We start from the raw sequence: 12,738 nt of genomic DNA, 5'->3' as shown, positions 1-12,738 counted from the left end.
CCGCGCCGCGAGCTCCTGGTCGGTGCGCCCTGTCCCAGTGCGTCGTCGCACCAGGATCTCGCGGCGAGTCAGTGCTGCGGTGGGACCGTGGTCGGGGCGAGCGGTATGGCGGGCGGCAGCGCCGAGGTGGGGGGCTGCTTCTTCCAGGCGCTCACGCCGACCCGGTTGGTGTTGCCGAGATCGATCGGCCCCTCGACGGCGACCTCCTGCGTCGGCTCTCCCTCCGCCGGGGCCACCTCCAGCCGCTGCGCGTTGGTGGCGACCACGGTCGGGTCGTCGACCAGGTTGCGCCAGAGCACCGCCGCGCCCGCGGCTTCTCCGGGCGCCAGCGTCAGGGGCCGGGGCGGGTCGTCGAAGCCCGACGTGATCCCTTTGGCCCCGGCGATCACCCGGACTCTGATCAGGTTGTCGTCGCTGTCCAGCAGCCGCAGCTGCGGATAGCCGTGCAGCCGGTACGGGCGGCTGCCGCAGTTGACCAGTTCCAGGCCCATCGCCCGCAGGCCCATCGCCGCGCTCACCCCGAGGGAGCTGATCCGTACCCCCTCGGCCGGGCAGGGGCCCGGTGCGGCGGTGTCGGCGGTCGGCGGCGTACCTGTCGACGGGGTGGCGACCGGTGGTGGGGCGTCGGTCGCGCCGGCGGTGGTGTCGCCGGCGTCGGGGGTCGGGGCGCACCCGGCGAGCAGGGCCAGCGTCGCGAGCGCCGCGACCGACCGGCGATACGACCGGGTCCGGCGCGTGGTGGCCATTGCTGGAGATGTCCTACGTGTCCCGCACATCGGGACATCGTCACATCGCCCGATACCGCGCGTGGCCCCGACGTCCCGGAATCGTGATCGAGGAGCACACCCGCCCCAGTAAGGGGATTCCCGCCGCGCGAGCCTTCCGCGAACCGGTTGGACGCTGAGTGGCGGGACAGCGCCCGGAAGTTTCAGCCGCTAGCATGGCTTGGGAGCGTTCCCACAGTCAGAGATTGCATCGACAACTATCTATTCATCTCGCATTCTGGATCCCCCCATCGGGATCTACTACGGAGGTATCCGAATGCGTATCGACCGGTTCGGCGGGCCGGCACTGTCCCTGTTCCGCATGGTTGTCGGCCTGCTCTTTCTCTGTCACGGCCTGGCCTCGTTGTTCGGCGTCTTCGGCGGTAACCGGGGCACTGGTGAACCCGTGCCGCTCGGTCAGTGGCCGGGCTGGTGGGCCGCCCTGATCCAGGCGCTCTGCGGTGCGCTGGTGCTGGTCGGCCTCTTCACCCGACCCGCCGCGCTGCTGGCATCGGGCTCGATGGCGTACGCGTACTTCGTGGTCCACCAGCCCGAGGCGCTGCTGCCGCTGCGCAACCACGGCGAGCTGTCCGTGATGTTCTGCTGGTCGTTCCTGCTGATCGCGATCCTCGGCCCGGGAAGCTGGGCGCTGGACAACCTGCTCGGTCAGCGCGGCGGGCGGGAACTCGCCCTCGACGCAGAAGCACGCAGTTCCGTGCCGGCCTGACCCTCCGTGCGAGAGTCGCGATCATGCTCGGACCTGGATCGAGTGGTCATCCGGCGGCGCTGATGCCGCTCGATCCAGGAATGAGCGTGACCTGCGGATCAACCCGCGATCTCGCTCACAAGCTGGGACAGCCAGGCGACGGCCCCGGCGCTACTGCCTAGAATCGGCAGCACAACTGCATACCTCATCCAGAGGGGCTGAGGGATACGGCCCGACGACGCCCCGGCAACCACCTCGCGCGCTCATCGTTGAGCGTCCGGCGGGGCAGGTGCCAATTCCGTCCCCGCCGCAGAGTGCGATGCGGGGAAAGATGAGAGGACTTCGACATGACGTCGACGCTCGCCCCCTCCGGCATCAACACCGCCACCAGCCCGGCCCGCGCTCTGGTCTGTCGCGCCTGTTCGGCCCGCTACCCCCTCGCCGCCCAGCACGCCTGTTACGAGTGTTTCGGCCCGCTGGAGGTCGACTACGACCCGGCCGCCCTCGCCGCCGTCACCCGGGAGCAGATCGAGGCCGGACCGCGCAACATCTGGCGGTACGCCGCCCTGCTGCCCGCCGGTCAGGACCCGGCCACCCGGGTCACCCTGGAACCGGGGTTCACCCCACTTGTCGCCGCCGACCGGCTCGCCGCCGAGTTGGGCATCACCGCCCCGCTGTGGGTCAAGGACGACAGCGCCAACCCCACCCACTCGTTCAAGGACCGCGTGGTGTCGGTGGCGCTGACCGCCGCCCGGGCGCTCGGCTTCTCCCGGTTCGCCTGCGCCTCCACCGGCAACCTGGCCAACTCGGTCGCCGCGCACGCGGCCCGGGTCGGCGTCCCCTCGGTGGTCTTCATCCCCAGCGACCTGGAACAGGGCAAGGTGGTGACCACCGCCGTCTACGGCGGTGACCTGGTCGCCATCGACGGCTCCTACGACGACGTGAACCGGCTCTGCGGTGAACTGGTGGAGACCGACGAGTTCGAGGACACCGCCTTCGTCAACGTCAATGTCCGGCCGTACTACGCGGAGGGTTCCAAGACGCTCGGCTACGAGGTGGCCGAACAACTCGGTTGGCGGATTCCCGCCCAGGTGGTCATCCCGATGGCCTCCGGTGAACTGCTCACCAAGATTGACAAGGCATTCACCGAACTGGTCGAGATCGGGCTGGTCGAGGCGCCCGCGGGCGGTTGGAAGGTGTTCGGCGCGCAGTCGGCCGGCTGCAACCCGATCGCCACCGCCCTGCACGCGGAGAGCGACGTCATCACCCCGGTCAAGCCGACCGGCATCGCCAAGTCGCTCAACATCGGCGACCCGGCCGCCGGTCTGTACGCCCTGGAGGCGGTACGCCGCACCGGCGGCTGGATGGAGTACGCCGACGACGACGAGATCCGCGCCGGAGTGCGGCTGTTGGCGCGTACCACAGGGGTTTTCGCCGAGACGGCCGGTGGCGTGACCGTGGCGGTGCTGCGCAAGCTGGTCGAGTCCGGCCGGTTGGATCCGACCGCCGAGACGGTGGTGTTCAACACCGGCGAAGGGCTCAAGACCCTCGACGCGGTGGCCGGCGAGGTGGGGCCGACCCATCGGATCAAGCCGTCGTTGCGGGCCGCCCGCGATGCCGGCCTGCTCGGCTGAGTTGACCATCGGGCACATGATCAGCGGAAATGCCGTGACCAGCGGTGAATGATCAAGCGGGATCGCTGGTGATCGAAGTGGATTCACGTTTCTTCAGAAATGCGGAAAACACGCCGACGAGGACTTGACGGCAAGAACCGCACAGCGGAAGATGCTCCGTGCGGGAGGGCGTATCGCCGTAGACTTTCAGTCTGTACGACCCAACGCCGGAGGCGTTGTGCGATCGACCCTCCCGACCAGCGTCCGAACGGGCCAGCGAGAAATTCGCTGGCCCGTTCGTCTTTTCCTCGCGCAGGCTGCCGACATGACCCTCACCATCGCGCCCTTCGGTGCCGGCGACGACACCGCCATCGAGCAGGCGTACGAGATCGACACCGCCGCCTGGGCGGTGGACGTGCCCGACCTGCCCAGCTGCCGGCAACGGTTCTTCGGCATGATCCGGCACCCGATGCCCGGCGACGTGGCGGTGCACCTGCTGGCCCACCTCGACGGTGCGCCCGTCGGCTATCTGCTGCTCGACCTGCCGCAGCTGGACAATACCGAGAACGCCGCCGCCGATCTGGTCGTGCATCCGGCGTACCGTCGCCGGGGGGTGGGGCGCGCGCTGCTCGACCGGGGCCTCGACGTGCTGCGCGAGCGGGGACGCGTGCGGGTGAGCACGATGAGCGCCGCGCACCTGCCCGGCCGGCCGGACCGCCCCTCGCCGGCAACCGCCTTCGCGACCACCGTCGGCGCGACCGACGCCCTGGTCGACGTGCGGCGGCGACTCGACACCCGCCACCTCGACCAGGCCCGGCTCGACGCGCTGCTGGCCGAGGCCCGGGCCCGGACGGCCGGGTACGAGCTGCTGTTCTGGCAGGGCGGTACGCCGCAGGAGTACCTCGCCGACGTGGCGTACCTGGACGGTCGGCTGCTGGCCGACGCGCCGATGGGTGACCTCGCCTGGGAACCGGAGCAGATCGACGCCGAGCGGGTGCGTGGCACCGACCGGGCGCTGGCGGCCCGCGGCCGGCGGCGCTACCACGCGGGCGTACGCCATCAGGCGACCGGGCGGCTGGTCGCGTGGACGCTGCTGGACGTCGGCGCGTCCACCGGCTGGCATGCCTTCCAGCAGATCACCATCGTGGACCCCGAGCACCGTGGGCATCGACTCGGCCTGCTCGCCAAGATCGAGAACCTGCGTCACCTGCTCGCCCACGAGCCGGCTGTCCAGGCCATCGACACGTTCAACGCGGACAGCAACGAGCACATGATCGCGATCAATGAGCAACTCGGCTTCCAGGTGCGGGACAGGTGGAGCAACTGGCAGCTGACGGTGTGACCGAAAACCGGTGGCGGGACCGGGCGGCGGCGGGCAGGCTCGCGGCCATGGACATCGCCGTAGCCCCGTTCGACCCCTCCGACGAGGCGGCGCTGGACGACGCGTACCGGATCCGCGCGGCGGCCCAGGTGGTCGACACGCCTGACGTGCCGGCCGGTGACCGCGCGGAGTTCGGCCTGGTGGCGGCCCATCCGCCGTACGGCAACCTGATCCATCGCGCGCTGGCCCGACGGGGCGGCGAGGCCGTCGGATATCTGTGGCTACGCCTGCCGCAGTTGGACAACACCAGCACCGTCCTCGTCGAGCTCTTCGTCGACCCGGCTCACCGGCGGCGCGGGGTGGGCCGGGCCCTGCTCGCCCACGCCCGGGAGGTGGCCCTCGCGCACGGCCGCAAACACCTGATCGCAGAGGTCGACGGGGTGCCGCCGGGAGAGGACCGGCAGCCGCCCGGTGCGGCGTTCGCGGCGGCGGTCGGCGCGCAGGCCGCCCTGCCGATGGTGCGCCGCCGGCTGGACACCACAGGGCTGGACGAGGCGGCGCTCACCGCGCTGCACGAGCAGGCCCGGTCCCGGGCGGTCGGCTACCGGACGGTGGCGTGGCAGGGTGCGGCCCCCGAGGAGTACGTGGCCGACGTGGCCCGGCTGGAGGCCCGGCTGCTCGTCGATGCCCCTACCGGCGATCTCGCCATGGAGGCGGAGCGGGTGGACGCCGCGCGGATCCGCGAGATCGAGCGGTTCCAGGCGCTGCGCGGTCGGCGGCGCTACCACCTCGGGGCGGTGCACGAGCAGACCGGGCGGCTGGTCGCCTGGACGATGATCCAGACCGGCCCGTTCACGAACTGGTACGCCTCGCAGGAGATCACCATCGTCGACCCGGCACACCGTGGGCACCGCCTCGGCCTGCTGGTGAAGATCGAGAACCTGCGTCAGGTGCTGGCGCAGGAGCCGGAGCTGCGAGTGATCGACACCTGGAACGCTGCGGTCAACGACCACATGGTCAGCATCAACGAACAGCTCGGCTACCGGGTGGCCGAAAGCGCAGCGGACTGGCAGTTGACCCTCTGAGTTTGTGACACGCCTCTACTGATCGCGGGGCTTGCTGTTGCATGATGGCGGGCATGACGGACACCCCGCACCCCCACTACGACAGGCACGCCGAAACCCTCAACCGCGCGCTGACCGCGATCACGGAGCGCGGGTACTGGTCCGCCTACCCGGAATCACCGAGCCCCCGGGTGTACGGCGAGACCGCGGCGGCCGACGGCAAGGCCGCCTTCGAGGCGTACCTGGGCGGGAACTTCCCGCTCGACCAGCCCACCGACGGCCAGTGGATCACCACCGAGAGCAGCCCGTTCGGCGTCGAGCTGAACGTCGCCTACCCACACGCCACCGCCGACCAGTTGGTCGCCGCCGCGTCCGCCGCGCTGCCCGCGTGGCGTGACGCCGGCCCGCAGACCCGGGCGGGCGTCTGCCTGGAGATCCTGGCCCGGTTGCACAAGAACGTCTTCGAGCTGGCCAACTCGGTGCAGTTCACCAGCGGTCAGGCGTTCGTGATGGCCTTCCAGGCCGGTGGCGCGCACGCCCTTGACCGGGCCCTGGAGGCGATCGCCTACTCCTACGCCGAGATGACCCGGCACCCGGGCACCGCCGGCTGGGAGAAGGCCGCCGGCAAGGGCGACCCGCTGCGGATGACCAAGACCTTCCACGTCGTGCCCCGGGGCGTCGGCCTGGTCATCGGCTGCAACACCTTCCCGACCTGGAACTCGTACCCGGGTCTGTTCGCCTCACTGGTCACCGGCAACCCGGTGGTCGTCAAGCCGCACCCGCGTGCCGTGCTGCCGCTGGCCATCACCGTGCGGTACGCCCGCGAGGTGCTCGCCGAGGCCGGCTTCGACCCGAACCTGGTGCTGCTCGCCCCCGAGGCCGCCGACGAGAAGCTGGCCACCACGCTGGCCCTGCACCCGGCCGTGAAGATCGTCGACTTCACCGGCTCCACCGAGTACGGCGACTGGCTCGAAGCCAACGCCCGGCAGGCGGCCGTCTACACGGAGAAGGCCGGCCTCAACACGGTCGTCATCGACTCCACCGACGACTTCGCCGGCATGTGCCGCAACCTCGGCTTCACCCTCGTCCTCTACAGCGGCCAGATGTGCACCACCTCGCAGAACATCCTCATCCCCCGCGACGGCATCGACACCGACCAGGGGCACAAGAGCTTCGACGAGGTGGCCGCCGGAATCGCCGCCGCTGTCGGCAAACTGACCGCCGACCCCGCGCGGGGCGTCGAGCTGACCGGTGCGATCGTCAACGACGGAGTCCTGGAGCGCTTGGCCGAGGTCACCAAGGTCGGCGAGACGGTGCTGGAATCCCGTACCGTCGAGCACCCGGCCTACCCCGGCGCTGTCGTGCGTACGCCGACGCTCGTCAAGCTGGACGCGGGCGACACCGCAACCTACTCGCGGGAGTGGTTCGGGCCGATCTCCTTCGCCATCGCCACCGATTCCACCGCGCACAGCCTGGAGATCCTGCGGTCGACGGTGGGGGAGAAGGGTGCCTTGACGGCGGCGGTCTACTCCACCGACGAGGCGGTGCTCGACGCCACCGAGAGCGCCGCGATCGAGGTCGGCGTGCACCTGTCGGCCAACCTCACCGGCGGGGTCTTCGTGAACCAGTCGGCGGCGTTCTCCGACTTCCACGGCAGTGGGGCGAACGCGGCGGCCAATGCGGCGTTGACGGACGGGGCGTACGTGGCGAACCGGTTCCGGATCGTGCAGAGTCGTCGGCACTCGTCGTAGGTCGTAGTGGTTGCGGTGGGGGTTCCGGGGCAGCCCGACCCGCTCCGGGCGGTCAGGCTTGATCCCTGCGCGGGTCGGGCTGCCCCGGAACCCCTGCCGGTTGGGCTGTGTCCGGCGGTGCCGGGTGCCGGGTGGCGGGTGGCGGGCGCTGAGTGCTGGGGCTGGGCTGGTGTGGCGGGGGCTCGGCTGGTGAGGACTGGGCTCGCCGGGGGGTCAGGCGGGGCGGCGCATTTGGAGTTCGCGGAGGGTGGGGATGGTGGGGTGCGGGACGCGTAGGCCGGTGTCGACGAAGCCCAGTCGCTGGTACGCCCGGTAGGCGCGGTCGTTGCCGACCACCACTTCGAGCATCAGGTCGTCGCGCCGTTCGGCTCGGGACCAGGCTGCCACCGCCGCCACCAGGTCCGCGAGCAGGCCGGTGCCGCGCCACATCGGGGTCACGTAGACCGCGTAGATCAGGGTGACCCCGCGCTCGGTGGGGTGGGCGACGCCGCCTATGTGGCCGACCAGGCGACCGCCCGGATCGGCGACGAACTGGGCATTTGTGGGGCCGGCCGAGGTCTGACGGATCCGGGCCGCGTACTCCGTGTGCGGGCGGGCGGCGGCCTCGGCGAGCGTCTCCAGGAAGGCCAGCGGCGCGTCGGCGAGCATCTCCAGACGCAGCGCGCGCATCCGGGCGGCGTCCGTGGGGCGGACCCGCCGTACCTCGGCCCGCAGGGGGGGCCTCATCGCCCGGAGCGCTGATCATGTCGCATACCTATCACAATGACGAGCGACGATGTCGCTGGTCAGAATATGTCCGATTTGTGGTCGTGCGCCGCCGTCACGCCTCGTGTACCGTGCGATTTCGGTCACCCTATTCCGTGGTCGTCGATGACTGCCGAAGACGGTGAGTTTCGGGCCGTCCGGCGTGCCGCCGGCCCGGCCCGGAGGTAGTGGAACGCCGCGCAGAGTGAGGACAACACCGTGGCACAGGGCACCGTGAAGTGGTTCAACGCCGAAAAGGGCTACGGCTTCATCGCCGTCGACGGCGGGCAGGACGTGTTCGTCCACTTCTCCGCGATCGAGATGGACGGCTACAAGGCGCTGGACGACGGCCAGCGGGTGGAGTTCGAGATCGCCCAGGGTCAGAAGGGCCCCCAGGCCGAGCGGGTACGCGTCATCGCCTGAGTGCGTTCCACCCACGCCGGCAGACCGCCGGTACGGGTGGCGTGGTCGCGGCCGGAGGGGGGCTGCGGTGCGGATACCTCACAAGGGAAGATCGTGAGCCGGAACCAGCTGTCGCTGAGGAGGGTTCATGTCCGACCAGCCACCCCCGGCAGGTCCACCGCATTCGTCACCAGATGAATCGGCCCCGTCCGTCGGTGCTTCCAGCTGGCAGCCCACCGACCCGACGGCACCTGCCTCGCCGCAACGAGACCCGGCCACCGCCGGCCCGCCGTCCCCTCCGCCGCAGGGGTACGGCCCGGCCCCAACGACCCCGCCGGGTGAATACGGCCCGCCCGCTGCCGCACCGCCAGCCGGGCACGGCCAGCCGCCACCCGGGCACGGCCAGCCCCCGGTCGGATACGGCCAGCCAGCCGGCGGGTACGGCCCGCCTGCTGCCCCGCCGCCGGGCGGGTACGGTCCGCCGCCGGGCGGGGTGCCGGGTGGTCCGCCGCCCTGGGCTGGATATCCCCCCTATCCCGGCCAGCCGGTCGGCCATCCTCAACAGTCGGCGCCGGTCTATCCCGGCCAGCCCTTCCACGGCTGGTACGACCCGGCGGCGTACGGGTTCGATCCCGCCGATGCCCTGGTCACTCCGCCGGGTGCGGGTCTCAATGGTTGGTTCAGCCGCTGCTGGGGTGCGGTGCGCCGGGGCTGGAGCCTGCTGCTGCCGATCGTCGTGCTGACCCAGGTGCTGCCGGCGGCGGCGCTGTCGGTGCTCGGGCTGATCTTCGACCCGTCGGCCCGGTGGGAGGCCGAACTCGCCGCCGACTCTGCGGCCCTGCCCGCCAACTTCGGTGTCGACCTGGCGAAGTGGATGGGAGTGCTGGTCGCCGGGAGTCTGATCTTCGGTCTGGTGCAGTGCGTCGGCTGGGCCGCCGGCACGTGGGTGATCGCCCGGCAGGCGGCCGGTGCGCAGGTCAGCCTCGGGGGCGCATTCGGCTACGGCATGCGCCGGGCGTTCGGCCTCTGGGGCTGGACGCTGCTGCTCACCCTGATCGTGCTCCTCGGTTTCTGCCTCTGTTTCCTGCCCGGCGTCTACGCGGGCTTCGCGCTGGCCATGGCCGGCCCGGTCTACCTCTTCGAACGCCGCGACCCGATCGGCCGCTCGCACCGGATGCTGCGCGACCGGCTGGGGCTGCTGCTCGGCCGGGTGGCGTTGACGGTCGGGGTGGTGATCGGCATCGGGTTCGTCGCCGGCCTGGTGGAGGGGTTGGTGCTCGTGCCGTTCGGCACCGCGCCGCTCGAAGCCGTGGACACCGCCGTCGGCGCGGTCCTGGTGATCGTCGGGGCGGCGCTGGTGGGGCTGCCGGCACACCTCGCTCAGCTGGTCGGGCTGGTGGTCACGTACGCCGAACAGCGGGCTCACGAGGCCCCGGTGAACAGCGGGCAACTGGCTGCCGAACTCGGCTGAACCGGGCCATCGTGCTTGCACTCGGCAGGTGAGAGTGCTAAACAAGTCATTGGCACTCGCATAGCGTGAGTGCCAACTGGTCGGGACGGTGGGGCTGCGGCCGCGCTCGTGGCATAACCGCGGGTGAGGCACGTGGCCGGTCGTCGCGGGCTATCCGGCCCGGCCGAGGAGACGTCGTCGTCGCCAGGTGGCGACGTCCCAAGGTGCGTACACCAGACGGTTCATCCGGGGCACACACTCGGGTGGCCCGTGAGTGTCCAGGAGGACAACGCCGTATGGCCAAGATGATCGCGTTCGACGAAGAGGCGCGCCGCGGCCTCGAGCGGGGCATGAACCAGCTCGCCGACGCCGTGAAGGTGACCCTCGGCCCCAAGGGCCGCAACGTGGTGCTCGAGAAGAAGTGGGGTGCCCCCACCATCACCAACGATGGTGTGAGCATCGCCAAGGAGATCGAACTCGAGGACCCGTACGAGAAGATCGGCGCTGAGCTGGTCAAGGAGGTCGCCAAGAAGACCGACGACGTGGCCGGTGACGGCACGACGACGGCGACCGTCCTGGCCCAGGCTCTCGTTCGCGAGGGTCTGCGCAACGTGGCTGCCGGCGCCAACCCGATGGCCCTGAAGCGGGGCATCGAGGCTGCGGTCACGAGCGTCTCGGAGGAGCTGCTCAAGCTCGCCAAGGACGTCGAGACCAAGGAGCAGATCGCCTCCACCGCCTCCATCTCCGCCGGTGACAACACCGTCGGCGAGATCATCGCCGAGGCGATGGACAAGGTCGGCAAGGAAGGCGTCATCACCGTCGAGGAGAGCAACACCTTCGGGCTGGAGCTGGAGCTCACCGAGGGTATGCGCTTCGACAAGGGCTACATCTCGGCCTACTTCATGACCGACCCGGAGCGTATGGAGGCCGTCTTCGACGACCCGTACATCCTGATCGCGAACAGCAAGATCTCCTCGGTCAAGGACCTGCTCCCGATCCTGGAGAAGGTCATGCAGTCGGGCAAGCCGCTGCTGATCATTGCTGAGGACCTGGAGGGCGAGGCCCTGGCCACCCTGGTGGTCAACAAGGTCCGGGGCACCTTCAAGTCGGTCGCCGTCAAGGCGCCGGGCTTCGGTGACCGCCGCAAGGCCATGCTGACCGACATCGCCATCCTCACCGGTGGCCAGGTCATCAGCGAGGAGGTCGGCCTCAAGCTGGACGCCGTCGGCCTCGACATGCTGGGCCGCGCCCGCAAGGTCGTGGTGACCAAGGACGAGACCACCATCGTCGACGGTGCCGGTGACGCCGAGCAGATCCAGGGCCGGGTGAACCAGATCCGGGCCGAGATCGACAAGAGCGACTCCGACTACGACCGGGAGAAGCTGCAGGAGCGCCTGGCCAAGCTGGCCGGCGGTGTTGCGGTGATCAAGGTCGGCGCGGCCACCGAGGTCGAGCTCAAGGAGCGCAAGCACCGCATCGAGGACGCGGTGCGCAACGCCAAGGCCGCCGTCGAGGAGGGCATCGTCCCGGGTGGTGGTGTCGCGCTGGTGCAGGCCGGCAAGACCGCCTTCGACAAGCTGGACCTGACCGGCGACGAGGCGACCGGCGCGCAGATCGTCAAGATCGCGCTGGACGCCCCGCTGCGGCAGATCGCCGTCAACGCCGGCCTTGAGGGCGGCGTCGTGGTCGAGCGGGTTCGCAACCTCGACGCGGGTCACGGCCTCAACGCCGCGACCGGCGAGTACGTCGACCTGCTGGCCGCCGGCATCATCGACCCGGCCAAGGTGACCCGTTCGGCGCTGCAGAACGCCTCGTCGATCGCCGCGCTGTTCCTCACCACCGAGGCCGTGGTGGCGGACAAGCCGGAGAAGACCCCGGCCGCCCCGGCTGGCCCGGGTGGCGGGGACATGGACTTCTGAGTCCAGTTCCAACCTGAAAGGGCGGGCCGCGTCAGCGGTCCGCCCTTTTCCTATCGGGGCAACTTCGCTATCGGGGCAACGGGCGCTGGTTGCGCCGCTTCTGCGCCCGGTCGTACGGCGGACGGTGTGGCACCGGCTCGTCCACCAGGATGAGTGGCTCCTCGGGTGCTTCGGTCGTCCCGGTCATCTCCGCCAGCTGCTCGGCGTCGCCGTAGTCCAGCCGGTTGATCGGCAGTGTGCCCGGCAGGTCGTGGACCGGGGCCCAGCCGGCAGGCAACGCCTCCGAGGCCTGATCGTCGTCCGTGGTCATGGCTGCCTCCTCTATACCGAACGGTAAGGGGCGTCGATGACCCGGGCGGGCGAACGGCGCTATCGGCGGCTATGCGCCTTTCGCCCGGTTATGCCGAGCCGAGGCTCTTGCGATACAGGAAGAACACCCGCTCGATCCGGGCTCCCGCACTGCGTGAGTAGAACGGCACCGGACCGACCCAGCCGATCTGCGCGGCCTCGATCCCGGCGGCCCGCTGGTCGGCCAGGCAGCGCCGCAGCAGGACGCCACCGATGCCGGATCCCTCGGCTGCGGGTGCCGTACCCATCGGCCCGAACCAGCTCGGCCGGGCCGAGCCGTAGGCGGCGAAGCCGAGCAGCCTGCCGTCGCGTTCGGCCAGGTGGCAGCCGGCGTCCGGGCGTCCGAGCGAGCCGGCCAACTCGGCGTCCCAGGAGCCGCCGAAGGTGGTGCGGGCGAAGGCGGCGAGCGCCGGCAGGTCGCCAGGTTCGGCACGGCGTACGGTCACCCCCTGCCCGGCGAGGCGGGTCTCGGCGGCCTCCGTGGAGCGCAGCGCCGGTGACCCGTCGGACGACAGGTCGGCCGTCATGTTCCAGGCCGTACGGTCCTGCGTGTAGCCCAGTGCGAGGGCCAGGCAGACCGCCGGGGTGTACCGGACGTCCACCCCGGGCCAGGCGTAGTGCGGCGGATTCCCGGCGAGCAGCACCTCGACCGCGCC

11 protein-coding genes, 1 pseudogene and 1 riboswitch are annotated in these 12,738 nt (G+C 70.6%); of the genes and pseudogenes, 8 read left to right on the top strand and 4 right to left on the bottom strand.

Translation table 11 applies throughout. The features are described from left to right. Nucleotides 1–68: 68 nt before the first annotated feature. Nucleotides 69–746, bottom strand: a complete 678-nt coding sequence (locus JMF97_RS20685) for a DUF4232 domain-containing protein (protein ID WP_238359752.1) — start codon at nt 744–746, stop codon at nt 69–71. A gap of 295 nt (nt 747–1,041) precedes the next feature. Between JMF97_RS20685 and JMF97_RS20680 the strand changes: the two genes are divergently transcribed. From JMF97_RS20680 to paaN, 5 genes are all read left to right on the top strand, one after another. Further along, nucleotides 1,042–1,491, top strand: coding sequence for a DoxX family protein (locus JMF97_RS20680; protein WP_013736178.1), 450 nt, complete (start codon nt 1,042–1,044; stop codon nt 1,489–1,491). A 181-nt stretch (nt 1,492–1,672) separates the two neighbouring features. Next, a riboswitch (SAM riboswitch) is annotated at nt 1,673–1,808 on the top strand. A 9-nt stretch (nt 1,809–1,817) separates the two neighbouring features. Next, on the top strand, nt 1,818–3,104 hold the full coding sequence (gene thrC / locus JMF97_RS20675) for a threonine synthase (protein WP_203223031.1): 1,287 nt from the start codon (nt 1,818–1,820) through the stop codon (nt 3,102–3,104). Nucleotides 3,105–3,408: 304 nt separating this feature from the next. Beyond that, complete coding sequence (locus tag JMF97_RS20670) at nt 3,409–4,425, top strand: GNAT family N-acetyltransferase (RefSeq protein ID WP_203223030.1); 1,017 nt, start codon at nt 3,409–3,411, stop codon at nt 4,423–4,425. A gap of 47 nt (nt 4,426–4,472) precedes the next feature. After that, nucleotides 4,473–5,489: a GNAT family N-acetyltransferase gene (locus JMF97_RS20665; protein WP_203223029.1), complete on the top strand. Its 1,017-nt coding sequence runs from the start codon at nt 4,473–4,475 to the stop codon at nt 5,487–5,489. Between the two features lie 53 nt (nt 5,490–5,542). Further along, nucleotides 5,543–7,219, top strand: a complete 1,677-nt coding sequence (gene paaN, locus JMF97_RS20660) for a phenylacetic acid degradation protein PaaN (RefSeq protein ID WP_203223028.1) — start codon at nt 5,543–5,545, stop codon at nt 7,217–7,219. Between the two features lie 213 nt (nt 7,220–7,432). Here the strand turns inward: paaN and JMF97_RS20655 are convergent, their stop codons facing one another. Next, nucleotides 7,433–7,945 (bottom strand): GNAT family N-acetyltransferase, encoded by a 513-nt coding sequence (locus tag JMF97_RS20655; RefSeq protein WP_203223027.1) that lies wholly within the window; start codon nt 7,943–7,945, stop codon nt 7,433–7,435. Nucleotides 7,946–8,182: 237 nt separating this feature from the next. On the opposite strand from JMF97_RS20655, the gene JMF97_RS20650 reads away from it, so the two are divergent. The 3 genes from JMF97_RS20650 (at nt 8,183) to groL (ending at nt 11,734) form a co-directional block, all read left to right on the top strand. Further along, a complete protein-coding gene (locus JMF97_RS20650) occupies nt 8,183–8,386 on the top strand; it encodes a cold-shock protein (RefSeq protein ID WP_013288855.1) in 204 nt (67 codons plus the stop codon). Nucleotides 8,387–8,858: 472 nt separating this feature from the next. Next, entirely contained in the window at nt 8,859–9,836 is a 978-nt protein-coding gene (locus JMF97_RS20645; protein ID WP_203223026.1) for a hypothetical protein, read from the top strand. Nucleotides 9,837–10,111: 275 nt separating this feature from the next. After that, nucleotides 10,112–11,734: a chaperonin GroEL gene (gene groL, locus JMF97_RS20640; protein WP_013736171.1), complete on the top strand. Its 1,623-nt coding sequence runs from the start codon at nt 10,112–10,114 to the stop codon at nt 11,732–11,734. Between the two features lie 67 nt (nt 11,735–11,801). Here the strand turns inward: groL and JMF97_RS20635 are convergent, their stop codons facing one another. Beyond that, nucleotides 11,802–12,044, bottom strand: a complete 243-nt coding sequence (locus tag JMF97_RS20635) for a hypothetical protein (RefSeq protein ID WP_238359751.1) — start codon at nt 12,042–12,044, stop codon at nt 11,802–11,804. A gap of 88 nt (nt 12,045–12,132) precedes the next feature. Next, nucleotides 12,133–12,738 (bottom strand): annotated as a pseudogene (locus JMF97_RS20630) (GNAT family N-acetyltransferase); the annotation flags it as partial.

The organism is Micromonospora fiedleri (assembly GCF_016774385.1).
Lineage (GTDB): Bacteria > Actinomycetota > Actinomycetes > Mycobacteriales > Micromonosporaceae > Micromonospora > Micromonospora gifhornensis.
This window is presented reverse-complemented; position numbering and strand designations above follow the sequence as displayed.

Excerpts from the sequence above, each read along its gene's own strand:
- JMF97_RS20635 (WP_238359751.1), bottom strand. The coding sequence starts at position 12,044 with ATGACCACGGACGACGATCAGGCCTCGGAGGCGTTGCCTGCCGGCTGG.
- JMF97_RS20670 (WP_203223030.1), top strand. The coding sequence starts at position 3,409 with ATGACCCTCACCATCGCGCCCTTCGGTGCCGGCGACGACACCGCCATC.
- paaN (WP_203223028.1), top strand. The coding sequence starts at position 5,543 with ATGACGGACACCCCGCACCCCCACTACGACAGGCACGCCGAAACCCTC.
- groL (WP_013736171.1), top strand. The coding sequence starts at position 10,112 with ATGGCCAAGATGATCGCGTTCGACGAAGAGGCGCGCCGCGGCCTCGAG.
- thrC (WP_203223031.1), top strand. The coding sequence starts at position 1,818 with ATGACGTCGACGCTCGCCCCCTCCGGCATCAACACCGCCACCAGCCCG.
- JMF97_RS20680 (WP_013736178.1), top strand. The coding sequence starts at position 1,042 with ATGCGTATCGACCGGTTCGGCGGGCCGGCACTGTCCCTGTTCCGCATG.
- JMF97_RS20685 (WP_238359752.1), bottom strand. The coding sequence starts at position 746 with ATGGCCACCACGCGCCGGACCCGGTCGTATCGCCGGTCGGTCGCGGCG.
- JMF97_RS20665 (WP_203223029.1), top strand. The coding sequence starts at position 4,473 with ATGGACATCGCCGTAGCCCCGTTCGACCCCTCCGACGAGGCGGCGCTG.
- JMF97_RS20655 (WP_203223027.1), bottom strand. The coding sequence starts at position 7,945 with ATGAGGCCCCCCCTGCGGGCCGAGGTACGGCGGGTCCGCCCCACGGAC.